Source organism: Ekhidna sp. (assembly GCF_965221965.1).
Classification (GTDB): domain Bacteria; phylum Bacteroidota; class Bacteroidia; order Cytophagales; family Cyclobacteriaceae; genus Ekhidna.
The window spans coordinates 3,313,032-3,339,355 of the sequence record NZ_OZ244926.1 but is presented as its reverse complement, the minus strand read 5'-3'; the positions used below and the strand labels follow the sequence as shown (position 1 = coordinate 3,339,355).

General features: G+C 43.2%; 22 protein-coding genes. 14 read left to right on the top strand and 8 right to left on the bottom strand.

The genetic code is table 11. The features are described 5' to 3' along the window. Positions 1-48 precede the first annotated feature (48 nt). The 5 genes from ACOQON_RS15695 to coaE all read left to right on the top strand — a co-directional run bounded on the left by ACOQON_RS15695 (position 49) and on the right by coaE (position 4,442). Positions 49-1,809 (top strand): peptidase domain-containing ABC transporter, encoded by a 1,761-nt coding sequence (locus ACOQON_RS15695; RefSeq protein ID WP_420576369.1) that lies wholly within the window; start codon positions 49-51, stop codon positions 1,807-1,809. Between the two features lie 160 nt (positions 1,810-1,969). Then, the gene (locus ACOQON_RS15690) at positions 1,970-2,503 is read left to right on the top strand and encodes a DUF1573 domain-containing protein (RefSeq protein ID WP_420576368.1); all 534 of its coding nucleotides are present in this window, start codon (positions 1,970-1,972) and stop codon (positions 2,501-2,503) included. A gap of 78 nt (positions 2,504-2,581) precedes the next feature. Beyond that, positions 2,582-2,908, top strand: a complete 327-nt coding sequence (gene yajC / locus ACOQON_RS15685) for a preprotein translocase subunit YajC (protein WP_420576367.1) — start codon at positions 2,582-2,584, stop codon at positions 2,906-2,908. Between the two features lie 18 nt (positions 2,909-2,926). After that, positions 2,927-3,853: a hypothetical protein gene (locus tag ACOQON_RS15680; RefSeq protein WP_420576366.1), complete on the top strand. Its 927-nt coding sequence runs from the start codon at positions 2,927-2,929 to the stop codon at positions 3,851-3,853. Further along, on the top strand, positions 3,843-4,442 hold the full coding sequence (gene coaE, locus ACOQON_RS15675; protein WP_420576365.1) for a dephospho-CoA kinase: 600 nt from the start codon (positions 3,843-3,845) through the stop codon (positions 4,440-4,442). Before ACOQON_RS15680 ends, coaE begins: the two co-directional genes overlap by 11 nt. On the opposite strand, the gene ACOQON_RS15670 is transcribed toward coaE, so the two are convergent. The 4 genes from ACOQON_RS15670 to ACOQON_RS15655 all read right to left on the bottom strand — a co-directional run bounded on the left by ACOQON_RS15670 (position 4,428) and on the right by ACOQON_RS15655 (position 10,775). After that, the gene (locus tag ACOQON_RS15670; protein ID WP_420576364.1) at positions 4,428-6,989 is read right to left on the bottom strand and encodes a WG repeat-containing protein; all 2,562 of its coding nucleotides are present in this window, start codon (positions 6,987-6,989) and stop codon (positions 4,428-4,430) included. The two genes, coaE and ACOQON_RS15670, sit on opposite strands and share 15 nt — an antisense overlap. A gap of 241 nt (positions 6,990-7,230) precedes the next feature. Further along, positions 7,231-8,376, bottom strand: a complete 1,146-nt coding sequence (locus ACOQON_RS15665) for a hypothetical protein (RefSeq protein WP_420576363.1) — start codon at positions 8,374-8,376, stop codon at positions 7,231-7,233. Between the two features lie 5 nt (positions 8,377-8,381). Beyond that, entirely contained in the window at positions 8,382-9,524 is a 1,143-nt protein-coding gene (locus ACOQON_RS15660; protein ID WP_420576362.1) for a hypothetical protein, read from the bottom strand. Positions 9,525-9,644: 120 nt separating this feature from the next. Continuing rightward, entirely contained in the window at positions 9,645-10,775 is a 1,131-nt protein-coding gene (locus ACOQON_RS15655) for a DUF2911 domain-containing protein (RefSeq protein ID WP_420576361.1), read from the bottom strand. 122 nt (positions 10,776-10,897) lie between these two features. Between ACOQON_RS15655 and ACOQON_RS15650 the strand changes: the two genes are divergently transcribed. The 3 genes from ACOQON_RS15650 (at position 10,898) to ACOQON_RS15640 (ending at position 14,549) form a co-directional block, all read left to right on the top strand. Further along, positions 10,898-11,647: a TMEM175 family protein gene (locus ACOQON_RS15650; RefSeq protein ID WP_420576360.1), complete on the top strand. Its 750-nt coding sequence runs from the start codon at positions 10,898-10,900 to the stop codon at positions 11,645-11,647. A gap of 130 nt (positions 11,648-11,777) precedes the next feature. Beyond that, a complete protein-coding gene (locus tag ACOQON_RS15645; protein WP_420576359.1) occupies positions 11,778-13,331 on the top strand; it encodes a hypothetical protein in 1,554 nt (517 codons plus the stop codon). Between the two features lie 219 nt (positions 13,332-13,550). Continuing rightward, complete coding sequence (locus ACOQON_RS15640; protein WP_420576358.1) at positions 13,551-14,549, top strand: CBASS cGAMP-activated phospholipase; 999 nt, start codon at positions 13,551-13,553, stop codon at positions 14,547-14,549. Here ACOQON_RS15640 and ACOQON_RS15635 read toward each other — a convergent pair. Further along, on the bottom strand, positions 14,546-15,088 hold the full coding sequence (locus ACOQON_RS15635) for a TIGR00730 family Rossman fold protein (protein ID WP_420576357.1): 543 nt from the start codon (positions 15,086-15,088) through the stop codon (positions 14,546-14,548). The two genes, ACOQON_RS15640 and ACOQON_RS15635, sit on opposite strands and share 4 nt — an antisense overlap. 264 nt (positions 15,089-15,352) lie before the next feature. On the opposite strand from ACOQON_RS15635, the gene ACOQON_RS15630 reads away from it, so the two are divergent. Beyond that, the gene (locus tag ACOQON_RS15630; protein ID WP_420576356.1) at positions 15,353-16,354 is read left to right on the top strand and encodes a pirin family protein; all 1,002 of its coding nucleotides are present in this window, start codon (positions 15,353-15,355) and stop codon (positions 16,352-16,354) included. A 7-nt stretch (positions 16,355-16,361) separates the two neighbouring features. Here the strand turns inward: ACOQON_RS15630 and ACOQON_RS15625 are convergent, their stop codons facing one another. Genes ACOQON_RS15625 through ACOQON_RS15615 form a run of 3 tightly spaced genes read right to left on the bottom strand, consistent with a single transcriptional unit; the run spans position 16,362 to position 19,373 of the window. Further along, the gene (locus ACOQON_RS15625; protein ID WP_420576355.1) at positions 16,362-16,862 is read right to left on the bottom strand and encodes a DUF6843 domain-containing protein; all 501 of its coding nucleotides are present in this window, start codon (positions 16,860-16,862) and stop codon (positions 16,362-16,364) included. Between the two features lie 16 nt (positions 16,863-16,878). Beyond that, entirely contained in the window at positions 16,879-17,583 is a 705-nt protein-coding gene (locus ACOQON_RS15620) for a potassium channel family protein (RefSeq protein WP_420576354.1), read from the bottom strand. 11 nt (positions 17,584-17,594) lie between these two features. Further along, positions 17,595-19,373 carry a TrkH family potassium uptake protein gene (locus tag ACOQON_RS15615; protein ID WP_420576353.1) on the bottom strand — a complete coding sequence of 593 codons (1,779 nt, stop codon included), beginning with the start codon at positions 19,371-19,373 and terminating at the stop codon, positions 17,595-17,597. A 103-nt stretch (positions 19,374-19,476) separates the two neighbouring features. Here ACOQON_RS15615 and dinB point away from each other — a divergent pair, with 103 nt between their 5' ends. The 5 genes from dinB to ACOQON_RS15590 all read left to right on the top strand — a co-directional run bounded on the left by dinB (position 19,477) and on the right by ACOQON_RS15590 (position 26,299). Beyond that, positions 19,477-20,682, top strand: coding sequence for a DNA polymerase IV (dinB, locus tag ACOQON_RS15610; protein ID WP_420576352.1), 1,206 nt, complete (start codon positions 19,477-19,479; stop codon positions 20,680-20,682). A gap of 278 nt (positions 20,683-20,960) precedes the next feature. Then, positions 20,961-21,392: an endonuclease domain-containing protein gene (locus tag ACOQON_RS15605; protein ID WP_420576351.1), complete on the top strand. Its 432-nt coding sequence runs from the start codon at positions 20,961-20,963 to the stop codon at positions 21,390-21,392. A 185-nt stretch (positions 21,393-21,577) separates the two neighbouring features. Continuing rightward, positions 21,578-24,553, top strand: coding sequence for a DNA polymerase III subunit alpha (locus ACOQON_RS15600; RefSeq protein ID WP_420576350.1), 2,976 nt, complete (start codon positions 21,578-21,580; stop codon positions 24,551-24,553). A gap of 237 nt (positions 24,554-24,790) precedes the next feature. Next, positions 24,791-25,894, top strand: coding sequence for a TRAP transporter substrate-binding protein (locus ACOQON_RS15595; RefSeq protein WP_420576349.1), 1,104 nt, complete (start codon positions 24,791-24,793; stop codon positions 25,892-25,894). 3 nt (positions 25,895-25,897) lie between these two features. Then, complete coding sequence (locus tag ACOQON_RS15590; RefSeq protein WP_420576348.1) at positions 25,898-26,299, top strand: nuclear transport factor 2 family protein; 402 nt, start codon at positions 25,898-25,900, stop codon at positions 26,297-26,299. The last annotated feature ends 25 nt before the right edge of the window (positions 26,300-26,324 follow it).

Below are 26,324 nucleotides of genomic sequence, written 5' to 3'. Positions count from 1 at the left end.
TTCTAAATTGATCAAGAAAACGTTCACTCAACAGCTTGATCGGTCAGTTTGTGGGGCAGCCTGCTTGCTATCTATCGTAAAGTATTACAAGTCGACAATTCAAAAAAGAAATGGATAAAAACATTAATAAAGGATGATTTGAAGATCCTCTCGGTTAGTGCTGTGCTCGGACTTGCAATAGCAATACTCGGACTTGCAATGGCCATCTTCAACAAGAAGCTGATAGATGAGATTCTGCCAGAGCGAAATATAGAAGCACTTTTCATCGGCATTGTTACGGTCGCCTTCCTGCTTTTCATAAAAAGTGGACTTAGCGCCTTACGCTCTTCCTTGATTATTGACCAATCACGTCAATTCAATATTCGAGCAACAGGGAGCTTCCTCAATAGACTGTTATTCTTGCCTAAACCATTTTTTGACACGAGAAAGGTCGGTGACTTTGTCGCAAGACTCAATGATACTTCCCGTATTCAAAGAGTGATCAGTCAATTAATAGGTTCTACAATAATAGACTTTATTATAGCTCTAGTTACTATTGGCTTTCTGTTCTTCTTTTCTTGGAAGATTGCCCTAATTGCGATATTAGGTCTTGGTATTTACTTTATCATATTATATAGAAGCAACAATGAGATAATAAGCACTCAAAAAGCAGTGATGAGTAATTATGCTTCAAATGAAAGCCAGTATATTGATACGATAAGAGGGATTACTGATATTAAATCCTATCATAAATACAATGATTTTTTAGAAGCCAATAAACTTGTATTCGGCCAATTTCAGGAAAGTATTTTCAATCTTGGAAAAATCAATATCAAACTATCTTTATTAGCTGGTATTGTAAGCACTTTAATTCTACTTTCAATCTTATCGCTAGGTAGCGTTCAGGTCATCCATGAGGAGATGGAACTTGGAAGCCTCATCGCCATAATGGGCGTTACGATAAATCTAATTGCATCTGTTGCCAATCTTGCAATGGTAAGCATTCCTCTCAATGAAGCTATGGTGGCTTTTAATAGAATGTTTGCATTTTCATCATTTCCGCAGGTGCAGAAGGATCAAAACATAAAATTAAATTCTATTGACTTTATTGAGATGAACGAACTGTCATTCAGTTATAAAGGAAGAGCTACATTATTGCGAAATATTTCTTTAGAACTTCGGAAAGGTATATTATTCACCTTAATAGGAGAAAGTGGTAATGGAAAGAGCACCTTACTACAGATTCTTCATAAATTCTATCAGAATTCTGGAGGAAATATTATTGTAAATGGTATCCACAATCTTCACGAGATTTCTACTTCATTTTGGAATAAAAAGGTAAGCTACATTCCACAAAATGTTCACATATTTAATGGGTCCGTACTACATAATATAACGCTGACGAATAATAAGAGGGATTGGGAAAAGGCGGTTGAGTTCTGTGATGAAATTGGCTTAGGGGATTTAATTGCTGGATTTCCACAAGGTTTCGAGACTGTAGTCGGAGATGGTGGCATTAATTTATCGGGTGGACAAAAGCAATTAATAGCATTGGCAAGAGCTTTGTACCATAAGCCTCAAGTACTTCTATTAGATGAAGCTACAGCAGCAATGGATAGAAATACGGAAAACTTTGTCCTGAATTTATTGCACGAACTAAAAAAAGAATTAATCATATTCATTGTGACGCATCAAATGAAAGTTGCTTCTAAATCTGATTACATTTATGTCCTCGAAAAAAATATGATTGGTTCAGCAGGCACGCCTGAATCATTATTGCTTACTGATAACTTTTACAGTAAAGGAGTTAATGAGTTGATTTCTATCTAGCCATGGATTTGGGTTTACTTATTTTCTATTCCTCACATTAAAAGGGGATAAACCCCTATTTACCTGAACTAATCCACCTTTAACATTTCATTAAGACTTTTGAAACCATATCTTTCGTAGATTTGTATTTCAACTGGTTAAATTTTAATAAAGTAGAGTGATGAAAATAGCAAAGATCTTTTTAGGAGTGATTGTGGCAGCCGTGTTAGTTAGCTGTGGCAACAAAGAAATGGAATCAAGAATTACCAAGCTTGAAGGCAGAGTAGCTGCCCTTGAAGGTAAGGGTGGAGTAGCGAGAGCCAATCCTACCGCACAGCCGGTACCAGTAAATAATACTCAGCCTGCAGCCCCGGCTGAAAAACCTGAAGGACCGCTTCCGTCGTTTCAGTTTGAAGAGAAATTACATGATTTTGGAACCATCAAAGATGGAGACGTAGTAGAGCACGTTTTCTCTTTTGTAAATGAGGGTGAGGCTCCATTGATAATTTCAGATGCGAAAGCAACATGTGGATGCACAGTTCCTGAGTGGCCAAGACAACCTATTCCGGTGGGGGGTACAGGAGAAATCAAAGTTCGATTCAACAGTAAGAATAAACCGGGTGTACAGAATAAAACTGTAACACTAACTGCGAATACCTGGCCAACGACTCAAAGGCTACAAATCAAAGCAAATGTGGTGAAGGAGGGCGAATAAGTCTCTGATAAGCCCATCAAATTTTATTAACATTGTCCCGGCAAATTGTCGGGACTTTTTTATTTCAAATAACATAACATGAACACAGTTTTACTACAAGCAGGAGGGGGAAGTGACTTCACTTCTTTTTTACCAATCATCGGGATGATTGCGATCTTCTATTTCTTTTTTATTCGACCACAGCAGCGAAAGCAAAAGGAGACAAAGAAATATCTGGAAGAAATAAAAAAGGGAGACATGGTAGTGACAGTAGGTGGCATCCATGGTAAAATCGTTGAGGTTTCAGATACTACTGTATTGATCGATGTAGATCGGGGAACCAAGCTTTTGGTAGAAAAAGCATCCATATCCCTGGAGGCCAGCAAAAGACTAAGCGATAAGGGCGATAAGAAGGATAAAAAATAACAACTTAGTGCTATGGGAGTGCCCAAAATATTAGGAAACTGGAAAGTGGTTTTGCTCTCTTTTTTGGGAGCAACCATTTTCTGGTTTTTTAGTGCACTGGGTAAAGACTACAATTCCAGAATTGAATATCCAATTGAGTTCGTATACGACAAGGACAGTCTGGTAGCGATCAGTCCTCTTCCGGAGTATGTGGATATTGATGTGTCAGGGGGAGGATGGGACTTGTTTCGTGAGTTTTTTTGGTTTGGGAGCAATCCCATTGTGATAGAACTGGACAATCCGGCAGCCATTCGATATCTCACTCGCCCCACTATCCTTCCGATCATTACAGATCAGCTGGATGAATACCGCATCAATTTCCTGTTTACCGATACACTATTTGTTGATATTGACAGAAAGGTTTCTAAAAATGTGAAGCTTAAAATTGATTCAGCGGCAATCAGCATGGATGAAGACTACAGGATAATTTCCCCTATTAAGCTTACTCCTGACACTGCTATCATCTTTGGTCCAACCAGCTTTATCGATACACTGAATACGACTTACATTTTTAAGTTAGACGCTGAAAGCATAGATAAAACATACGATCGATTTGTTAAACTGGGTCTACTTGAGGCTTATGACATTTATTCAGATCCGCCTACTGTAAATGTAAAATTTGGAGTTGGCCAGTTTGATAGACTGGAGTTAAATACGACAGTGGAAATGCAAAATTTTCCGCAAGATTCCTCTGTATATGTCTCCAACCCCAATGTAATTGTACGTTTTGTGGTATTGGAAGATCTTCGTGAAGACTACTTTGCCGATGATTTCAAAATTGTAGTTGACTACAATCTGATAAACAAAGCCGATTCCACCGCACCAGCAATTGTTCTTTTTCAACCGGAGAATGTGATTGAGGTGGAAACGATTCCCGATTCCTTAGCTATCACTTATGTCAAATAAGCCGCTTATAGTAGGTGTAACCGGGGGCATTGGATCAGGCAAAACAACAGTCTGTAAGGTTTTTGAAACACTTGGAGCTAAGACGTACTATGCCGATGACCGTGCCAAATGGCTGATGGAAAATGATCCGGAGCTGGTTGAGAGTATAAAAAGCCTTTTTGGTGAAAGTGCCTTCAAAGAGGGCAAGTTAGATCGACAGCACATTGCCCGAGCTGCCTTCAAAGATGATTCTCTTCTGAACCAACTTAATAAATTGGTTCACCCTGCTGTGGGTAGGGATGTTGAAAAATGGATGAGAGAAAATCAAAATTCTAAGCTGTTGCTAAAAGAAGCAGCACTTCTTTTTGAAACCGGATCTTACAAAAATCTGGATAGAAATATTTTGGTTACAGCACCAGAGGACATGAGGATTCGGAGGGTAGTTGCCCGCGACAGTCACAGAAAGGCTGAAGATGTTAAAGATATTATCTCGAAGCAGATGAAGGATGAAGAGAAAAGGAAGCTGGCTGATTTCGTCATTGAAAATGATGGTAATAGGTCAATGATTGAGCAAGTGATGAATATCTACAAGGAACTAGTCGTCGCATAGAATAAGATCAAATTCTTCACGGGTATAAGCATTCGAGAGTATGAGTTTTCCCTCCTGATTAACATAACTCACGACATGGAATCCGGCCTTATCCAAGTGCTGATCTGAAAGAAACAGTGGGTTCTGTTCGGTTCCAATATTGAAGATATCCGTAAACTCGGGTTTGAGTAATTCACCAAACCGATTGCTGATAAGTCCATAACGGCCATTTTTTACAAATCGATAGATGGCCTGCAGTTCATTGCCAACAATCTTTCGCATACTTTCAAACGGTTCATAAACCGGCTCCTGATCATTGTCAATAATCCAGTATTGCTGATCCTCTTTTACAAGGTAGGTTGTGTCGTTCCATGGTTTTATCTCGTCATAGACAAAAGGAAGCACCTCCTGACTGGCAAAATTGATCACCCCGAACTTTCCGTCTTTCTTCGCCAGATAGTGATCCCCAAACCGCTCCAGCCTCGCTTGGTATCCCGTCTCAATGAGTTCGTTGATCAATGGGTCATAGCATCCTATTTTCCCATTAATAAGTGTCAATACCAAGCCATCTTTTTCATCAATGCTGTCAAAAACCGGATTCAAAATCCAATCGCCTTTGGTGTGAATCAGCCCTTGTTTTCCACGAATTTGAACCCTAACCAGTGTGTCATTCAGAAAATTTGTACTTTCAAAATTGCCGGAAATAGCCACCTCTCCTTTTTCATTGTAGATAGTAGAGCTTCCACGACGGGACACATTTACAAACTGTGTCTGATTGGGTAGGATGGAGATCGCTTCATCGCCAATGGCTACTCGGTTTCCTGAGTTAAATAGCAGCGTTCGGTTGTCGTCACTCATGACAATCGCTGCATGACTATTGAGTAATTTGATGGAATCATATTCCCGTGAAGGCTGTAGGATACCTTTTCTGGGAAGAAGCATCCAGTCCGTCTCCGTTTTAATGGCTAGCCATCCATCGTTTGATTCCAGATAGGGATAGTATTTATCCATCAGGTTGTCCTCTGACTGATTATAAATTCGATAACCCTGTTCCGATCGTAGGTACCATCCGGATGCTTCCGGGAAGATTTCATGCTCTCCCCAGGGAATTAAAAACTTTAGCGTTGAATCCAGTAGGCACTCTCGTTCTCCCCTAAACCCAATCAATGCGTTGGAATTCACCAATTCAATATCGTCAAATTTGAATTCGAGTGACAGTCCACGTTGTTCTATTTCATCCAGAATTAAAGATTCTGTGTAAACTGCAAAAAGCCCGTCTTTTTCAAAAACCCAGAAATTCCCTTCTATGAAAATGTCATCATAAACACTCTCGGCGATACTTAGACCCAAATAGCTAAAAAGTCCCCATTTTCCATTTTGAAGAACCTTGATCCATTTATTTTCCAAAATCTCAGCTTTATCTACAGGGCTAGTGAGAATTTCAAATCCACTTTTGTGAAACAGATACCAACTTCCACTTTTCTTCACCAAGCCAACATCTTCGCTGAGGCTTTGATAGTCCTCAATGCCAAATAATATTGATTTGCCATTTTTTGTGATTATTCTTCCAACATTGTTTTCGTACACGGATACCCAGCTATCAGAGGTAAGCGTGCATTTATTGTCAGGCGGGATGTCATCGTAGTGGGCATTTATTTTTAAACTTCCGAATTGATCATAAAATCCAATTTGATTCTTAATCACTACGGGAAAAAGATGCGTATCATTCAGGCGGCTGGCAAGTCGCAAAGAGTCCTTCAAAGGATGCAGGTTTTCACTTGCTTTCTGATCAAGATAGAAAAGCACGTCTCCTGCTCTCTTTTTCAAAAAAGGAACGGACGATAAGGAAATAAATGATTCATATTTTTCCGCTGAATGAGAAGCTGTTGACACCTTCAAAATGTAGGCTTCCACCTTTCTTCTATATCGGGTGTATGGATACCTCTTCAGGAAGGTATAAAAATCAGTGAGTGAACCTGTGTTCTCAAGAACCTGCCATCTCATATGATCAAGCAGTGAATCTGCCTTTGGCTTAAATACAGAGGTGGGATGTTTTGCAATGAAATTTATCAATGCCGTTTGCGATTGTTTATTTCTGGCACGATCATATTCAATGCTGTCTTTTTTAAAGGTGAGAATGTCATCATAAACTGATTCAGGAAAGTTTTGCTGATATTTATGAATCCTCTCCAGCGTTAAATCTTTGAGAGTGTTTTGAAATGCCCGGTCTCTAATCTTCTCCTTGAGCAGGTTGATTTTCTCCTGAGTTACTCCATCATCCAGCAACTTTTGCTGTAAGTCAGCAGAAGCATTTTCGAATGCAGTCAGGGATCGTTCTATGGCAAGACGGGCAGTGTCTAAATTATTTTGATTGAAGTCAGAATCATAAAACAATAGGGCATGATAGTAGCTCACACCCGGGTTATTGGGTTCCTTTTCATACCCTTTTAAAATGAGTTCATAGGCTTTTTCATACTCTTTCTTTTCCATCGCTTTTTGTATGCGATTAACCGTGCCGAATACAATCAGCTGTGGAAAAAAAGCGAGATAGAATATGAACTTCAGCATTAGTGGCAAATTAACTCAACAGAACCAATCTCTGTTGACTGTTGGTGCAACAAACTTTTTGGAAAAGAAAATCAGTATTTAGTCCCAAAAAATGTTCGATAATTATTATATTAGCTATCTACATTTACAGGCGAGTAAATTAGGCGGTGATTAGATTCGACAATAGTCGGGTCGAAAGTTCGATCCAACCAGCACATTGGGATCGGCTATGGGAGTACGAAGGTGCTCCCTTTTTTTGTGCCTATTGTACTTTAAACTTGAGTTTCAATTCTTCTGTTGAAGGAGTTCGCTCCGTCCCCTCCAGGTCAAATGCATAGTGTGGCGTGTTGCCACAGACATCCTCTAATCTTGGGTCGATCACAAGATCCAGTTCTTTGGATTCATCAAGTTGCCAAAGCACTCTAAATTTCTCTGGGCTATCAAACTCAACCCGCGATGGCAATATTTGACCACTTTGACCTCTAACAAAAAGCATTCGTTTAGCCAACGGCTGATCAAGGGGGTGATCCGTTACCACATGCAGCACGCCTATATTTTTACGCTCAGCTCTCAATGCCCAGCTATTGATATTCATTGCTCTTTCCAGCGGGTTAGTCGCATTGATCACTTGAGTAAAGGTTGACTTCAAAGGCTCTCCACTTGCTCCCTTCCACTCCTTACTAATCTTCAACGTATAGCTATTGCCCGCTTTCAACACATCGCCAAGGGTCATATTTGGACCAACGCCCTGCTTTACTCTGCCTGGGTGTAATAGTAGAGTCAGCCGAGTGTGATTGATATTCCATAAGCCTTCGGGAATAACAACAAACGGATCAACGAGCTCTTTACCATTTTTATCTTCGATGGTAATGAAATCGTAAGGGTTCTGTAACAAGCTCATTGGGGCTGAGAAATACACGTAAAGCCTCAGAAGATTTGCCGGCACTTCTTCCAGTTCAGGAATAAAGGAGATGACTTCAGGTTGTGTCGTCTCAGGAGGCTCAAAAGAGGCTATATCCGTGAATTCGGCCTGCTCCGCAATATGTTCTGACAGTAGCTCATCTAGCTTGGGATAGGAAAATGTTACCAAATACTGAACATTAGGGTCCGGAAGGAATTTTGGATTAAATGCCAGATGGTTATTTACGATACTGTATTGACCAAGTACAGCAGGTGCTCCCTGGGCTGTCTGGACAAAGAAAAAAGAAGACCATTGTTTAAAAGTAAAATTCTCTTTTTGAATGAGTTTGACAATTTCTTCTGGCACCAGTCGGGTTGTTATCATGCCATAATTTTCTGATTTGGGTAAGGTCTTGGCGGTAAAGAAGCTTTGACCTAAAGCAGTGCTGGTCAGTAAGAAAAAATAAAGGAGACACAGAAGGCCTCCTTTGGTAATGATTGATTTCATATTGATTACGGATAAAGCCACTCTTTAGGGAGTGAAGTTAATGCAAGCTTTCCGTTTGGCAGTCGCTGTGTGGACAGAATATACTTAGTATTGAAGTCTGCAAGCTGCTGAACTCCATTACCGGAGCGTGGAGTGTACTTCACCCCTGCCAGGTATCCTTTCACTTCTTCGGTGATTTCACCTTCATATTCTGCTACATCCTGCGGGTCGAACAGCAATAGTGGGAGGGCACTATTCGACATAAGAATATAGTCTTTACCATTGTTTTGGTATAGCAACATGTCTATCGGGTAATTTCCAGAGCCAAACTCAGCAACCGTTCTTCCTTTTACATGCTGACCGTCTTCCAGTTTATTGGCATCTATGGTCACCAGCGGAGTACATAGATAGGCAGCTAAAAGCTGTTTTTGATTATTGATCTGATATGGGAGGAATGCTCTAACCGGAGAAGCAGTCTCCCACTTGCCGTGCGCTCCATGAAAAATTTCCAGGGTGTTTGCTTTCACATCTTGTGTAAAAGGGTAAGTGGTGGTCCACATAGCGGAACGAAATTCCTCATTGGAAAGTCCGGTCACATAAACCTTGTTATCATCAAATGCAATATCAGTTATGGCATTGCTTCGAAGCTTAGCTCCTTTTATCCATCTGTGCTCAATGTCAGGTGATACGGGGTTGGGAATTTTAACACTTGAGTATGCAACATTCTCGAGGCTTGCCTCAGTCATTTCGCCTGTTGGAGTTATCTTGATTAAGATGCTGGCATCTTCCAGGTCGTTAGGGGTTTCCCATCTTGACGTCCATTTTGCACGACCTCTAGAGACACTGAGATAGACATTTTGAGAGATGGGGTTGACAGCCATATCATGCACCATGATATTGTCTGCCGTGGTTCCCAGCAGTCCGGCTAGTTTGTCTTCCAGGTCAGGGATGCTGAGTTGTTCCTCGTTATTGCTTTTCTGAGTGTCGTCCAGATTTACAGCATATATGATTCCACCCTTGGAGTCACCGATAAACAAAACGCCATCGTTGTTAAACTCCAGAACTGAAAGTGAAATGATGTCCGGAGTGCCTTTTTTCATTCCCGGGTCGATTGCCTGAGTAGTCAGTGCAATCAATCCTATAGCGAGGCTTAAAAGTGTTTTTCGCATGGTTAAATTGTTTTTTGTTGAGTCCGTCTTTCAACGGATAATTGAAGACTAGTGTTTTTAGCTGGTAAAAAAGAAAGCCCATCCGGATGGGACAGGCTCTCCGGTCATGTTGGTGATGAATCAATTGATGTCTTCACCATTTTTAAGCTTTTCAATGTTTTGATCAATGATTGGTCCATTCACATTGTCACCTGCCGGAATATTTTCCTTAGCAAGTTTCATGTATTTAAGAGCTTGTTTATAGTCACCAACTGCAGAGTAACCTCTTGCCAGTCCATAGTTTGTTGGCCATGCACCATTATTTGTTTTATGATTGTATTTGAATATTTCGAGGGCTTTATCCTTTTGACCAGCTGCAATCAATTGACGTCCATATTGGTGAATAGCTCCTGCGGTTGCTCCCGGCAACTTGATGGCTTCATCCATTACCTGGGCAGATTCTTCTGCTTTTCCCGCGGCTGCTAATATTGCTCCTTTGGTAGACATGGTTGCCCAATTTTTTTGGCCGACAAAAGGTGCGTTTATTGCAGCATCAGCCCACTCAATGGCTTTTTCATGCTCTCCTACACTAGATGCATATCCTGCAGCAGCGGTAAAATTTTGAAAACTAAATCCCTGCTGATTATTAAGTTCAGCAGTGAGTTGCTCCATGTGGGCTTTAACTGGATTGGCAAGCTCAATTTTGATTGGAAGCTTTTTGTCTCCCCAGATCAATGCTACAGTTGTGGATGTTGGTTGGCGATCAATAAACTCATACGTCAGCCACTCATGGAATCCGGCATCTTCCGGCTCCACCTCTACTCTTAAAGCATCGTTTTCTTCTTGGTAAAAGAAGCTCCCCCAGTGATTGTTATCCTTCGAGAAAATCACAGTCCATGAGCCTTCTTCTTCAGGAGCAACAAAGAAACCATACTTGCCGGCAGGCAAATCCTGTCCTTCTATTTTCACGTCATGAGAAAAGTTGAAAGTGGTATTTTGATCTGCACCTGCACGCCAAGGTGACGGGTTATCCGTAGTGCTCAGACCGAATCCAAGATTGTTAAATCCATAAGGAACAATACCACCATAAATAGTACGGCCCCTGGCTCCAGGGCTACTATATTCAATAGCAACTGAGCCCACCCCACCAATGTGTTGTTTTACATATGACCGTTGACTTCCTCCACCAGGAGGTGTACTTAGCTGCGCCAGTCCCATAAAGCTGATAAAAGCAAGGGCCAGCATTCCAAAAAATCTTTTGTTGTAGTTCATAGTGTTTGAGAGTTGGTTTTCCATGAATGAAAAACGACTCGGGTGGTAACGACCTTTTTATTTTCTATCAGGGGATTATTTTGTAGATGAATGGTTATCATTGAGTACTCAACTGATCGTTTATGAGGGATTTAAAAGATCAACTGGTAGGCCTTGATCCGAATTTCAGGTATAGAGGACTGAACCAGACGCGAATTGAAACATTCAGCGATGCTGTGTTTGCAGTTGCGTTCACCTTGGTGGTATTATCATCAGCTGTGCCTGAAACGTTCAGTGAACTAAGAAAATCCATCCACGATATCATACCCTCCTTCATTTGCATTGTGCTTATCGTGGTGATTTGGTATCAGCACTATGTGTATTATCTACGATATGGTCTGCAAAACACAAAGACTGTCACCATAAACACGTTCCTCCTATTCCTGCTCCTGATCTATGTATATCCATTAAAATTTTTAGCCAGATTTCTGGTGGAGCTATACGGAGGATTGATTTTCGGAAGGCCGGATAACTTCATGAATAATTTTGGAGGAGAAATGAATAGTGAGAACATGACACTATTAATGACTGCATATGGTGCCGGTGCTACGTTGATTTTTATGGCAATGACGTGGCTTTATCGGGAGGCTTATAAAAAAAGAGAGGAACTCGAACTCAATGAATATGAGACTTTTTCCACGAAGGTGAGTCTTTGGCAAAACCTGCTGATGAGTTCAATTCCGTTTTTATCCACCATCGTTGCATTCCTTCATCCATTCGGGTATGGCGCACTCAATTTTGCCATAGCCGGGTTTATTTACATGCTTTATCCACCGGTGATGATCACTTTTGGCTACCGCGTAAAGAAGAAATCCAGAAAATTATTTGGGTAGGTGAATTACCATTTTTTAGGTATTGGGTATAAGGAGTAGAATAAAGAACTTTAAATCTCACCTACTTATCTATGCTATGAAGAAATATGCAGATCTGCATTGTCACCCGCATTCCAGAGCTTTTCATTGGATGAGACACACAAAAAATGAAAAGAAACCTGCAAAGTATAATCCATGGAATGTTGTCCTCAGCAACTTCAAAAAACAGGAAAAAGGGAAGCGGGCATTTAGCTATTCGCAATGCGATCCGGTGAAACTTTGGAATGGGGAAACCAAGCTGGTTTTTACTTCACTTTATCCATTTGAAAAGGGCTTTTACAAGGGGGGACAGATTGATCAGAATAAGCTGATTCGCATTTTGGATGTCTTGTCGACATCCGGGTTGGGGTTTCTCAATCCAATTAAATGGTTTCAGGCGATTTTCGCTTTTCTTACTGGCGCACCTACTATTCTAAAGATAGCCCGCGCCTTTCTGCAATCTTTACTTATGCGCATGCCCATCCGACGGATCAAGTATTTTATTTCGAAGGATTATGACTACTATAAGGAGCTGATCAGGGAACGTGATTTTTTGTTAAGCATGAGCGGAGAGCAAGTGCAAAACAAAATTTATATTCCTGGCATTCGCCGACTTTGGAAGCGTACCGGCAAGCTTCGTAGAAACTATCCTGAGTCATTGGATGCAACTGGAAAATACCGGGTGTGTGAGGATTATGACCAGGTAAAATCGACACTTGATAGCAATCAAATAGCCATGGTACTGACCATCGAGGGGATGCATGCATTGGGTACAGACACGCAATTGGGTAAAGTAAATGATCGTATCAAAGAATTGAAGTCATGGCACAAGCCCGTTTTTTTCATCACATTCGCTCACCATTTTAACAACTACCTGGGAGGACACGCCCATAGCATGCCAGATGCGCTACGGATATTGTCCGACCAGACAGACGGAATGAATGAGGGCATGCAACCGGAAGGAGAGGAGGCGGTAAGGCTATTACTCGGACTAAACGAACAGCTGGATCGCGATCCGGCCTTAGGGCGTAGAATCTTGATTGACCTAAAGCATACGGCTGCTAAATCACGCAAATGGTACTATGAAAACATCGTAGAAAAATGTTTAGCGAAAGGAGATGTAATCCCTGTCATTTTGAGTCATGTTGGATACAGTAGCTGGGATACGCTTGATCAGACTATTGAATACGCCAGTAGTGAAAATGACTTTGATGAAAAGGATGGTTTTTATCCATGGAATATCAATGTCTGTGGAGAAGATGTAATCTGGGCGGCAAAAACAGGAGGGCTGATTGGAATATGTTTTGATCAGCGAATTTTGGGAGATAAGAAGGATAATGTGAATAGTATTGATTTGATCTGGAAAAACCTGAAGGCCATGACGGATGCAATACTAAGCAGTAATAAGCTTTCTGCTGATCAAAAATCCAAATGCTGGAACTACTTCACATTAGGTACCGATTTCGAGGGTTATATCGACCCTACACAGGATTATGGTAACTCTTTGCTTTTTGATGAGTTTGAAAAGGACTTATATGAGAAACTGAAAACTCTTCAGGAAATCGATGGCGCATCTTACTACCTTCCGGATGAAGCTTCGGTTGAAAAAGCAGCAAGAGGAATTTGCTTCGAAAATGCTCATCAATTTCTCAAACGGCATTTCTAAGATTCGATGGATAAGGGTTCTGGTTCGGTGAAAATCGTTGAATCATGAAAGATTACCCGTTTTAGGGTATTGATTTTCAGGCATATAGCAATCGATCTTTGATGTATCATTTCTAAACACACATTGCTATGAAAAAGATTACACGAATTGTATTTGTTGCTATTGCACTTATTTTAGCCTTTTTCGGATACAAAAAAGTGAAGGTTACGAAGAATTAAGATGGCAGAATTGAAAAAGATCCTTTCCATTGATGGAGGAGGTATTAGGGGCATTATTCCCGGTCAGATACTTGTTGAAATTGAAAAGGAATTCGGCGTGCAGGTTGCCAGCGAATTTGATCTGGTAGCCGGAACCAGTACCGGCGGGATTTTGGCGTGTGCCTTCCTGCTACCCAATGTTTCTAAACCATCCCAACCAAAATTCTCAGCAGAAGAGGTGGTAGGACTCTACTTTGAACGTGGAGATAAAATCTTTGACGTCCCCTTTTTCCATAAGATCAGATCAGTAGCCGGCATTCTGGATGAAAAATATCCGGCCAAAGGAATCGAAAAGGCACTCAACGATTATTTCGGTGCAGCCTGGCTGAAAGACCTGCTCAAACCCTGCGTCATTACTACATATGATATTGAAAACCGAAAAGGTCATTTCTTTGGTCAGCACAAGGCGAAGAATGATCCAGACTATAATTTCAGGGTTAAGGATGTAGCTCGTGCTACCTCCGCAGCTCCCACCTACTTTGAGTGCGAGCGCATTACCTCTGAGGCAGGCAACTCCTTCGCTTTGATTGATGGCGGTGTGTTTGTGAACAACCCTGCGCTGGTGGCATATGCGGAAGGCAGAAACATCTTCAAAGACAATGGTGATGAGGCGACCGCCAAGGACATGAAAATCCTATCTATTGGGACAGGGCACAACCGCAAATCATATAAGTACTCTAAAGCGAAGAACTGGGGGATGGCCGAATGGGTGCAACCAGTGATCGACATCATGATGTCCGGCTCTGCCGATGTGGCTCACTACCAGCTGGACAAGATCTATGGCACCATAGATAACCCAAAGCAATACTTAAGAATAGACAAAGATCTGGATCCAGATGCCACCGGAATAGACCCGGATATGGACTGTGCCACACAGGAAAACATGGCCAAACTGAAAGCCTTTGGCCAGCAGCTTTTTGAAGAGAATAAGGGGAAGATTGAGGAGTGGCTAGCCCTTTAGCTCTTAGCAACCAACCGTGCGATCAATTCGACAGGCTCACTTTCTACTATCGCCTGATCATGCAATGACTTATACAAAAACCCCTGCTCTTCCATGTGATCGAAGAAAGCGATGAAGTGATCGTAGTAGCCTTTGGTATTGAGGAATGCGCAGGGCTTATTGTGGTAGCCTATCTGTGCCCATGTCATCACTTCGGTCATTTCTTCCAGTGTGCCCACACCTCCGGGCAAAGCAATGAACCCATCTGAGAGATCAGCCATCAGGGCTTTGCGTTCATGCATGTCTTTCACGCGGTACAGTTTGGTGATACCCGTGTGGGCGACCTCCATTTCATAAAGTTTGTCCGGGATCACTCCAGTGATGATGCCATTGTTTTCCAAAGCGGTTTCAGCAACTACGCCCATCAGCCCTACATCTCCACCACCGTACACAATCTCGATTCCTTTTTTCACCAATGCTTCGGTCAGCTCCCGTGCTGCTTGTTCATAGACCGGCTCATTACCCATTTTAGATCCACAGAAAATGGCGATTCGCTTCATAGAGTAAAAATAGTTATTGATTACTATAGACCTCAGGTTAAGCGGAACCTGTTTTCGCTCTGTTGTCATTCTGACTAGGCGTCCCCGAAAGAATCTCTGGAGATCGGAGTGCTGAAATTCATAGATCCTTTGCAGGATGACTTTGAGTAGAGCTTAGCCTGAAGTTCGTTGCTTAACGGAATACTGGCTGCAGAGAGTTGTTGAACTTGCTTTTCTGAACCTGATCGGTGTATTACTAGTTAATGATTAAAATATAAAATCGACATGTCAGTAATCAAACAAATCAAACCGTTAGGATTTCCATGGGAGACACAAGACCCCTTCCTTTTTTGTGTTTACCACCGTGATCTTTTTCCGAAAGGGAATGACGAAATGGGTCCGGATCCGGAGCATTTAAGAGGGAGAATGATTGGGCAGGACTTTACCATCAAGGATGGCTGGCGCATGTACCATGGCAGCAAAGTGCCCGGCTTTCCACAGCATCCGCACAGGGGTTTTGAGACGATCACTGTGGTGCCGGAAGGGTTGGTGGATCACTCTGATAGCCTGGGAGCGACCGGACGGTTTGGTCAGGGAGATGTGCAGTGGATGACCGCCGGAAAGGGAGTGCTCCATTCAGAAATGTTTCCGTTGATTAACGCTGACAAAGACAATCCCATGTTGCTGTTCCAGATTTGGCTGAACTTACCGCGAAGAAGCAAGTTTGTGGAGCCTCATTACAAAATGCTCTGGGCGGAAGACATTCCGGTTCACAAAACCGATGATGCGGAAGTAACAATTGTGGCGGGTGATTTCAACGAAACCAAATCACTGGACACCACGCCGGATTCCTGGGCGGCAGATCCCGAAAATGGAGTGGCCGTGTGGTTGATTAAGATCAAACCGAATGGCCAGTTAGAGCTACCAATCGCTGACGTAGCAGTAAACCGATCCATCTATTTCTATAAAGGGGAAACATTGGATGTAGATGATCAAACCCTCAATGAGCAACAAGGGGCAGACCTGCATGCCGATCAAAAGGTGGTGTTGAAGAATGGGAGCGAAGAAGCACATTTACTCTTACTGCAGGGCAAACCAATTGGTGAACCGGTCGTGCAACAAGGACCTTTCGTGATGAACAGTCAGGAAGAAATTTATGATACCATCCGTGAGTTTCAGCGTACCCAGTTTGGTGGATGGCCATGGCCTAAAGATGAGTTTGTACACCCCAGAGAGAAAGGTCGCTTTGCCCTCCATGCCGATGGTAAGGAGGAGGAAAGAGGATAATGCTATTTTAACGATCGAGTTTTGAACGAGCATCCCTAATAGCATCAAACCTTTTTTCTGAAAGATTAATGACTTTATTCATAGGGCATACGAGAATGGATAATCCCGGAGGGCTTATGCTCACAACTTCGTTATGTTCATTGTAGTTAGTTGTTTTTGCAATGGTCTGAGGATTGTATGCTACAATTTCATCAGAATAATTCTCGATACCATCATGCCTATAAACAGGTCTTATCTCTTTAGTTACTCTCCCAAACTCATTTACATAATAGTATTTGGCGTTCACAGCTCCATAATTGGCACTGAATTCAGTGAACAAGATTCCATTTTTAGGTATTCTATAGATTCTGCCACCATCATTTGAGTATTCCTCATCCTGCCCATCTGTTTGATCAAAGAATATGACAACCGTTCCCTCAAAACTTTCGGGAATATAGAAGTGTTCATCTTCTGCAAACCGACATGATTGAAAAAGAACAATTAGAATTACAAGGTATTTGGCTCTCACTTCTTACAAAGAATAATCACTCATCCGAAACCCCAAGGCCTTTCATCATTTTCTGAATGTCTTTAATGGTGCCAAAAAGCACAAGGGTATCGTTTTCACCAAACTCCGTATTGCCGGAAATGACACCCACCACTTCAGCTTTTTGAATGGATCTTCCCAGGATGTTTTTCCGTGTTTTGTGACGGATGATTGTGATCAGTGACACGTTCCAGTTAGAGATGATATCTACCTCCTGCACTGTCTTACCCAGATAGAATTCAGGAACTTTAAACTCCGCAATCTCATATTTTTCATCAAGAAAGAAGGACTGGATGGTTCCGGCTATGCTGATTCTGTTGGCAAACTGGTCTGCATATTCTGCTTCCGGATTCACTATTTCGGTAATGTCCATGGCCTGAAAGATCGTCTCGAGAATATCCGAAGTAGCCCGTCCGATAATCCGACATTTAGGTGCGTGTTTTTTGAAAAGGGCTGCTGTGGTGATGGAGTCACCGGTTCGCTCACCGATAGCAATGACGACAACATCCGTATCAGACAAAGGCAGGCTAGTCACAGCCTGCTCATTCGTACTGTCCATTTTCAGTGTGTGGGTGAGCTTATCCTGATGCAGGTCCACATGTTCGGCATCATGATCCACCCCAATCACTTCATGCCCGTCTTCAATCAGACGAATTGCCAGTGAAGAACCAAAAGTACCAAGGCCAACAACAATAAATTTCATAGCGTTTTCATTTAGTTGATGAAAATATCTTCCTCCGGATAATCAATAGGCGAATACTTATAGCGAACAATCTGCCGTACCATACCAGTCAGCAGCGTCAAAAAACCCACCCGTCCCACGAACATGGTGATTACCAAAATAAATTTACTCAGATCACTCAGCTGGGCTGTGACCCCCATACTTAATCCTACGGTGCTGAAAGCAGAAAAGCTTTCAAAGGCAAGCTGAATTACCCCCAGTTCACCGTCAAAAGTGACTAACAAAAAGGTACTTAGCCCGATCATGATCAGGGAGAGTGAGATAATAGCTGTGGCACGATGCAGCGCTTTTTGAGGTATTTTTTTGAAGCCTACCCGAATGTTTTTAAAGCCAAAAACCTGCTGAATAATATTGAGGGTTGCTACGGCGAACGTGGTGGTCTTGATTCCCCCACCTGTAGAGCCCGGGGAAGCACCAATCCACATGAGTAAAATCACAATCATGATAGTAGAGTAGCTTAGAGCTCCAGTATCCACTGTATTGAATCCTGCAGTACGCGTCGTGATGGATCCAAAAAGGGAAGTGGCGATCTTACCCCATAGGCTGTAACCCTTCATGGTGTTGTCATACTCTAGTAGGAAAAACAGTAAGCTCCCAAATAAGATCAGGATGAGGGTAGTAACTAGAACAATGCGCGTATTCAGGCTCACGTGTGGCCTTAGCCTCAGCATTTGATCTGTACTGTGAATATTGAAGTACCTCTGCAAGAGGTAGTAAAACCATTTTTTTATGTATCGGTACAGATTGATCACTACACCATAGCCTAGTCCACCCAGGATGATTAGCACGGCAATGATCAGATGCAATCCATATTGATGCTGGTAGCCCTCTTCATAAAGGGAGTTGGTGAGCGTGGAAAAACCCGCATTGCAAAAACCCGAAACAGCATGAAACAAGCTAAAAAATGCCTTTTCAGATAATGATTCGAATGGCAGATCCGCAGTGAAGAAAATCAGTATTGCACCGGTCACTTCTACGAGAAAAACGAACAGAATGATCTGTAGCAAGGTTTTAAAGGTATCTTCCAGGCTTTCCGCATTGATCATGTTTTTCAGGTTGAGACGAGATTCAAACGACCCAAATCCCCGAAAGAAAAGAGCAAAAAGCGAGGTGAAACTCAGCATCCCGAGAGCTCCCAGTTGGATCAACCCAAGAATGGTAAGCTGGCCAGTCATTGTAAAATCTTTGCCGGTATCGAGCACCACCAGACCGGTCACGCACACGGCACTGGTGGAAGTAAATAGCGCATCGATGAAACTGATGCCTGAGTAGGTAGCCTTGGGAGCCATCAATAGCAGTGTGCCGATGCAGATGAGCACCACAAAGCTAAGCACGAAGACCAGGGCCGGATGCAAGGTTTGTCTGTCGAGTTTGTATAGCCTTCCACTTAAGTCCGTTAAAGTGAGAATAAACACCAGTCCGGCAGTATAGAAGTTGAGGACAGGAGATTCGTTCAGTAGAAAGTTCGTCGTATTGGCAATAGCCAGAATCAGCAAAATTGATGTGAGAATAAGCGAGGCGATATACCCTTTAAATCCGCTTTCCCCCTTTTTCTTATCTTGATACTGCTGAATGTGGAAGGTAAAAAAAATTAATGCGAAGAGCAGATAAAAGACATCTGTTCCGAGGTGCATCCAGTAGTTGAGACGATAGCCATAGTCCAGAATGAGCGCAACCAGGGAAATCAAACTCCAGATAAACACCGACTGATCACTGACTTTTTTTGACTTCCGTGGGATTCTGGATGACATGGGTACAAATGTAGGGACAGTTGGTTCTAAACACTTGTAAAATTCTGCAGTTAATATTACTAATAATTTTAGCATTACTAAAATAAGTAGCTAAATTTACGGTATGGAGCGGTCAATTCTTCACATGGATTTGGACACATTTTTCGTGTCTGTAGAACGGTTGCGAGACAGTCGGCTGGAGAAAAAACCCATTCTGATCGGCGGGTCCAGCGACCGGGGGGTGGTGGCAGCCTGTAGCTATGAGGCACGGAAGTTTGGCATTCACTCAGCCATGCCGATGAAGCTGGCGATGCAGCTGTGCCCGGAGGCTATCGTGATCAAAGGAAGTCACACGGATTACACCAAATTTTCCAATGATGTCACGGAGATCATCAGCGAAAATGTGCCGGTATTCGAAAAAACTTCCATCGATGAATTCTATGCAGACCTGTCTGGGATGGATCGATTTTTTGGTTGCTATAAAATGGCGAGTGAACTTAGGGAAAAAGTAATCAAAGAAACAAGACTTCCAATCTCGTTTGGCTTGTCAATCAACAAGACGGTTTCCAAAGTAGCCACCGGAGAAGCTAAGCCCAACAACAAACTATGGATCGAGACCGGCAGGGAGCGAAACTTCTTGGCACCTCTTCCGGTCAATAAAATTCCGATGATTGGTGAGAAAACCCATCAGACATTGATTGGTCTGGGTGTGCGATTGGTACAGACCCTCCAGGAGATGCCCCGGGATTTGCTGGCGCAGATCTTTGGGAAAAATGGAATCGCGATGTGGGAGAAAGCGAATGGGATTGATAACTCCCCGGTGATCCCATATTCGGAGCGAAAATCAATTTCTACCGAGCGCACCTTCGATCAGGATACAACAGATGTTGTGAAGCTACGTGAGATTATTCTGGCCATGACGGAGCACCTGGCTTTTCAGCTTCGTTCGGAAAATAAACTCACCTCATGCGTTGCGGTGAAAGTGCGCTACGCCGATTTCAATACGTACACGCAACAGATTCGGGTACCCTATACGTCGGCAGATCATATCCTGATTCCACGGATTTTGGAGTTGTTTGATAAGCTCTATGATCGACGCTTACGAGTGCGATTGGTCGGTGTGCGTTTCAGCAGTCTGGTGCATGGTAACTATCAGATCAACCTGTTTGAAGACACGGGCGAGATCATCAACCTCTACCAGGCGGTGGATCAAATGCGGATGAAACACGGCGATCGCTCGGTGGTTCGGGCAAAGACGATGAATGTGAAAGCACTGCGAACTTTTAATCCGTTCAAAGGGGATTTGAGGATTTCGAAGAAAGCTGGTTGAAGATGGAGAATAAAAACAGTGTCCCCCTCTGGAGGGGGCCAGTGCTATTAAGCTAAGCAACAAAATGTCCCTCTCTCGGAGAGGGTGGAGGGAGAGGACAGAAGTAAACTGCTTAGCGTAATAGCATGATGTCGGGGACGGAGTTAACGATTAAGCGGAGGAGGGATGGTGAGATTGCGAGTGCTTCCTCCCCCAATTAAGATGATCCAAAAATCAGGGTACAGTATCCCCCGCTGGCGGGGGTAGGGGGTGGATTTAATGAACTAATTGAATAAGTAATGAAATCATCTAACCAAAACAACTACGGATACAACAAAGCTTTAAAGTCTAATGCCAATAGGTTGAGAAAAGAAATGACCAAAGCAGAGGCTTGCCTTTGGAAATATGTTCTCAGAGCAGGAGGTGTAATGGGTTTCACTTTTCGACGGCAAAGACCTGTGCTGGATTACATTGCTGATTTTATGTGTAAGGATTTGATGCTCATAATTGAGGTTGATGGAATCACACATAGTTATGAAGAGGTTGTTAAGGAAGACCACCAGAAACAGGATCGATTGGAACAGGCCGGTTTTAGAGTACTTCGATTCTCTGATGAAGCAGTTTTAACTCAAATTAATAGCGTGGCTCGAGTCATAGAAAATGAGGCAAGGGAAATTATTCATAAAAATAAAATTCCCTTACCTAAGCCAAGGACGAGGAGGGTGAAATGATGAGTGGTTTCTCCCTCAATTAAAGCGATTCAGATATGATTTTTGACCTTCAAAAAACTGTCTTCATGAGAGTCCTCCCTCTATCTCCCTCCAGAGGGAGAGATATATGGCGTTTTTTGAAATCCAAAAATCAGAGCAGTGTATCCCCCGCTGGCGGGGGTAGGAGGTGGATTTAATGATTAACCATGTACCTCAACACCCATTCATATTACAGCTTTAAGTACGGCACACTTTCCGAGGAAGACCTCCTGGCAGAGGCTAAAAGGTGTGGAATTAATGAGCTGGCACTAACCGATATCAACTCCACTGCGGGCAGTCTCAACTTCGTTCGGTTGGCCAAGGAGCAGGAAATCAAACCTATTCTCGGAATTGATTTCCGAAATGGGAACGAGCAGAAATTTATCGGGATCGCAAAGAGCAATGAAGGCTTTCAGGAGCTGAATGAATACTTATCCGAACATCTGCATGAGGGAAAGGATTTTCCGGATCGAGCGCCGGTATTTGAGCAGGTATTTATTATCTATCCATTTCAATTTGATTTTGACCGGGAGCTGGAGTCGCATGAATATTTGGGCGTGCGTCCCCGGGACATGGTGAAGTTTACCATGACAAAGTGGAGCAAGCAACTCGACAAGCTGGTGGTGTTACAGACGGTTTCTTTTCGGGAGGAAAAAGTCAGCTTCAATATGCATCGTCTGCTTCGCGCGATGGATCAAAACACCTTGCTGAGCAAGCTTTCGAAAACACAGGAGGGTAATCCTGATGATGTGATGTATCCGTTAGGCAAACTATTGGAATGCTATCGGGACTATCCGGAAATTATTGTAAATACCAAGCGGTTGTTTGATCGATGTGCAGTCGACTTTGAGTTTGGGAATTTTGAGCGGCACCAAAACATCAAAACGTATACCGGATCGGATGAGAAAGATTGGAAGTTGTTGGTGGATCTATGCGAGAAAGGGCTACCCTATCGATATGGGGATCATCCCGAACCGGAAATTCACGAACGGCTGAAAAAAGAGCTTGACCTGATTAAAACCAAGGGGTTTATCTCTTACTTTCTGGTAAACTGGGACATTCTGAATTATGCCCGAAAGATGGGATATTATTACGTAGGACGCGGGAGTGGGGCGAATAGCATCGTAGCATATCTTCTCCGGATCACAGATGTAGATCCGGTGAGTCTGGATCTGTATTTTGAGCGTTTCATCAACCTGTTTCGCCAGAACCCGCCTGACTTTGATATCGACTTTTCCTGGAAGGATCGGGACGACATCACCTGCTACATCTTTGAACGTTTTGGTCAGTCTGAGAACGGATTGAAGGTGGCGCTTCTTGCGACTTACAGCACTTTCCAACATCGGGCAGTGATGCGAGAACTGGGGAAAGTATTTGGATTGCCGGGCTATGAAATTGAGAAGGTTGCTGCGTCTGAACCATCCAATCTTGATCACATTGGTCAACTGATTCATCGGTACAGTGAGCGGTTGAAAGATTTTCCAAGCCACCTGAGTATCCACGCAGGAGGCATTCTCATCTCCGACAAACCCATTCATTATTTCACCGCTACCAGTCTGCCTCCGAAGGGTTATCCGCTCACCCATTTTGACATGATCATTGCGGAGGATGTGGGCTTGTACAAGTTTGATATTCTAAGTCAGAGAGGGCTTGGTAAGATTAAAGATTCACTGGAAATAATCAGCAGAAATTGCCCGGATGTGGGTGATATTGATATTCATGATTTCAAAAAATTCAAAGAAGATCCGGTGATTCGTGACCGGCTGAGAAATGCAGATGCTATTGGCTGCTTTTATATTGAGTCACCAGCCATGCGGATGTTGCTAAAAAAGCTGCAGGTGCAGGAGTACATGGGATTGGTAGCCGCCAGCTCCATCATTCGTCCGGGCGTGGCTAAGTCAGGAATGATGCGAGAATACATCCTTCGTTATCGTTATCCCGAGCGTAGGAAAGAAGCCCACCCGGTGTTGTGGGAGATCATGCCCGACACGTACGGTGTGATGGTGTACCAGGAAGATGTGATCAAGGTGGCGCACTATTTTGCCAAGCTCACACTCGGAGAGGCAGACGTGCTGCGTCGGGGGATGTCGGGAAAGTACCGATCTAGAGATGAGTTTCAAAAGGCTCGTGACCGATATTTTGAAAACTGCAAAGACCTGGGTCACCCGTACGAGCTGGCAGCTGATGTCTGGCGGCAGATTGAAAGTTTTGCCGGATATGCCTTTGCGAAAGGACACTCGGCATCTTATGCCGTAGAGAGCTACCAGGCCTTGTTTTTGAAGACCTACTACCCGCTCGAGTATATGGTGGCGGTGATCAACAATGGAGGAGGCTTTTACCGTGTGGAGTTTTATGTGCACGAAGCACGGATGCAAGGGGCGCAAATCGAGGCACCCTGTGTCAATCATAGCGAAGGACTGACAGTTATTTTGGGTAAGACGATTTACCTGGGGTTAGGAATGGTCAAGGGGTTGAATACCGAGGTGATTGAAAAGATATTGACGGAGCGTGAGGTCAACGGGCAGTACCTGGATTTGGATGATTTCATTGAGCGCGTGGATGTTTCGCTTGAGCAGATCAAGCTACTGGTGAGAGTAGGAGCACTTCGCTTTTGTGGGCTTTCAAAAAAGGAGACGCTCTGGCAAGTGCATTTCCAGTTAGGGTCCGGCGTGTCGAGAGAAAAGAACCAGCTATTTTATACACCGATGAAATCCTGGAAACTACCAAACCTGCATCAGGACCCCAGGGAAAGTGCTTTCGATGAAATGGATCTGTTGGGCTTTCCGCTATGTAACCCTTTCGATTTACTGGAGGCGGATGAGCGGGGTGTTCTTTCACGCCAGCTACCTGATTTTCTGGGGCAGAACGTAACCATGCTCGGTTATCTGGTGGCGATCAAAAATACAGGCACATCAAATGGTAAGCGCATGAACTTCGGGACGTTTGTAGATCGGGAAGGTCAGTTTATTGATACGGTTCACTTTCCTCCTTCGGCTGCCGCCTGGCCGTTTCGGGGACAGGGCGTGTATCGTCTGCAGGGAAAAGTGGTGGAAGAATTTGACTTTTATTCTCTGGAAGTAAACAAGATGGAGAAGTTGCAGTATGTGAATATGGAGAAAGAACTGCTCAGAAGTACTTATTGAATGGGATTAAAATCTCCTATTCTTGATTTCTTCGCCTTCAAGCCAGGCGGGCTCTTCATTTTTGGCTTGGCCCAAAAACGAAGCAAAAAAACCAAGAAAGTTTGAAAGCTATCAACCCTCGAGCCCCACGCTGGCCCGCCAAACTTTCATTCCTACCCTCCTTGACGTATGAGATAGCATAGTTGAATATCAATATAGCCGTCATTTGATAGGAGTTTAATTATTAGCTTTAGCGACATGAAACGTCGCAACTTCCTAACTAAATCTGCCCTGGCTGCAGCAGGCGCTACCACATTGGCCTCCTGTGTAAAATCGGAAGAAAAAAGCCAGGGCCCCTACATCAATTTCAACAACACTTATCGGTGGAAGATGACCACTACCTGGCCGCCTAATTTTCCAGTAGTCGGAGAAGGCTGTAAGTTGCTTGCAGAATGGGTGAAGAAAATGTCCGGTGGCCGCATGGAGATCACGGTCTATGGAGGAGGAGAGCTCATACCCGCACTGGAAGGGTTTGATGCGGTGAGCAATGGAGCAGTGGAGATGAATCATGGAGCCGCCTATTACTGGGCAGGAAAGGTGCCTGCTGCACAGTTTTTTGCAGCCGTTCCTTTTGGAATGAATGCCCAGCAGATGGGATCATGGATCATATCCGGAGGAGGCGCAGAGCTATGGGAAGAACTTTATGCACCCTTCAATATCCAGCCGATTCTATGCGGAAATACCGGAGTTCAGATGGCAGGGTGGTTTAAAAAGGAAATCAAAACGATTGAAGATCTTCAGGGATTGAAAATGCGTATTCCCGGATTAGGAGCAAAAGTATTGGAGAAGGCAGGAGGTACTCCGGTGTTGGTTTCTGGAGGAGAGATTTACACCAACCTGGAGCGAGGAGTTATTGACGCTACCGAATGGATTGGGCCCTTCCATGATTATTTGATGGGCTTTTATAATGTAGCCAAGTACTATTACTATCCGGGTTGGCATGAGCCGGGCCCGGCGCTGGAAATGATGATCAACAAACCAAAGTTTGATGCATTACCATCTGATTTACAAGAGATCATTCGTACTGCTTGCTACCGCACCAACCGATGGATGGGCGCTGAGTTTGATGCCAAGAATGGGCAGTATCTGCAGAAGATTATTAATGAAACAGATGTAGAGGTTGCACCATTTCCTGTTGAAGTTTTGGAGGCGTTAAAAGGATATACCAAAGAAGCATTGGCGGAACTCTGTGAAAAGGATGCACCCAGCAAGAAAGTGTATGAAGCTTTCGATAAATTCCGAAAGGATGTGAGTACGTGGATGAATGTAAGCGAGCGGGTATTTTATGAACGAATTATGTAAACAATGAAGAAATACATTTTGATTATTCTGGCTAGTCTTTGTGTCAACCTCCTATTTTCTCAAACACCGGAAGAGCTGGCTAATGAACAACTCGAGGCTTATAACAACCGTGATATTGAGGCTTTTCTAAAACCCTATTCGGATTCGGTGAAAGTATACAATGACAAAAGAGCGTTGCTTTATCAAGGTAAAGAAACCATGCGAGCACAGTATGGGAATATGTTTGCCCGAACGCCTGACCTGAATTGTAAGCTTCTCAATCGAATTGCGGTAAACAATACAGTGATCGAGCATGAAGAAGTGACTTTTGGGGAAGGAAGAAAGATTTTTGCGATTGTAATGTATAAAGTGGCTGAAGGTAAAATTCAGGAGGTTTATTTTTTAGATAGAAAAGAGGCAAAATAAAAAAAGGGCGACTCCTGGAGCCGCC

Coding starts and splice junctions, on each gene's coding strand:
- ACOQON_RS15690 (WP_420576368.1), top strand. CDS start 1,970: ATGAAAATAGCAAAGATCTTTTTAGGAGTGATTGTGGCAGCCGTGTTA.
- yajC (WP_420576367.1), top strand. CDS start 2,582: ATGAACACAGTTTTACTACAAGCAGGAGGGGGAAGTGACTTCACTTCT.
- coaE (WP_420576365.1), top strand. CDS start 3,843: ATGTCAAATAAGCCGCTTATAGTAGGTGTAACCGGGGGCATTGGATCA.
- ACOQON_RS15670 (WP_420576364.1), bottom strand. CDS start 6,989: ATGCTGAAGTTCATATTCTATCTCGCTTTTTTTCCACAGCTGATTGTA.
- ACOQON_RS15665 (WP_420576363.1), bottom strand. CDS start 8,376: ATGAAATCAATCATTACCAAAGGAGGCCTTCTGTGTCTCCTTTATTTT.
- ACOQON_RS15660 (WP_420576362.1), bottom strand. CDS start 9,524: ATGCGAAAAACACTTTTAAGCCTCGCTATAGGATTGATTGCACTGACT.
- ACOQON_RS15655 (WP_420576361.1), bottom strand. CDS start 10,775: ATGAACTACAACAAAAGATTTTTTGGAATGCTGGCCCTTGCTTTTATC.
- ACOQON_RS15650 (WP_420576360.1), top strand. CDS start 10,898: ATGAGGGATTTAAAAGATCAACTGGTAGGCCTTGATCCGAATTTCAGG.
- ACOQON_RS15645 (WP_420576359.1), top strand. CDS start 11,778: ATGAGACACACAAAAAATGAAAAGAAACCTGCAAAGTATAATCCATGG.
- ACOQON_RS15640 (WP_420576358.1), top strand. CDS start 13,551: ATGGCAGAATTGAAAAAGATCCTTTCCATTGATGGAGGAGGTATTAGG.
- ACOQON_RS15635 (WP_420576357.1), bottom strand. CDS start 15,088: ATGAAGCGAATCGCCATTTTCTGTGGATCTAAAATGGGTAATGAGCCG.
- ACOQON_RS15630 (WP_420576356.1), top strand. CDS start 15,353: ATGTCAGTAATCAAACAAATCAAACCGTTAGGATTTCCATGGGAGACA.
- ACOQON_RS15620 (WP_420576354.1), bottom strand. CDS start 17,583: ATGAAATTTATTGTTGTTGGCCTTGGTACTTTTGGTTCTTCACTGGCA.
- ACOQON_RS15615 (WP_420576353.1), bottom strand. CDS start 19,373: ATGTCATCCAGAATCCCACGGAAGTCAAAAAAAGTCAGTGATCAGTCG.
- dinB (WP_420576352.1), top strand. CDS start 19,477: ATGGAGCGGTCAATTCTTCACATGGATTTGGACACATTTTTCGTGTCT.
- ACOQON_RS15605 (WP_420576351.1), top strand. CDS start 20,961: ATGAAATCATCTAACCAAAACAACTACGGATACAACAAAGCTTTAAAG.
- ACOQON_RS15600 (WP_420576350.1), top strand. CDS start 21,578: ATGTACCTCAACACCCATTCATATTACAGCTTTAAGTACGGCACACTT.
- ACOQON_RS15595 (WP_420576349.1), top strand. CDS start 24,791: ATGAAACGTCGCAACTTCCTAACTAAATCTGCCCTGGCTGCAGCAGGC.
- ACOQON_RS15590 (WP_420576348.1), top strand. CDS start 25,898: ATGAAGAAATACATTTTGATTATTCTGGCTAGTCTTTGTGTCAACCTC.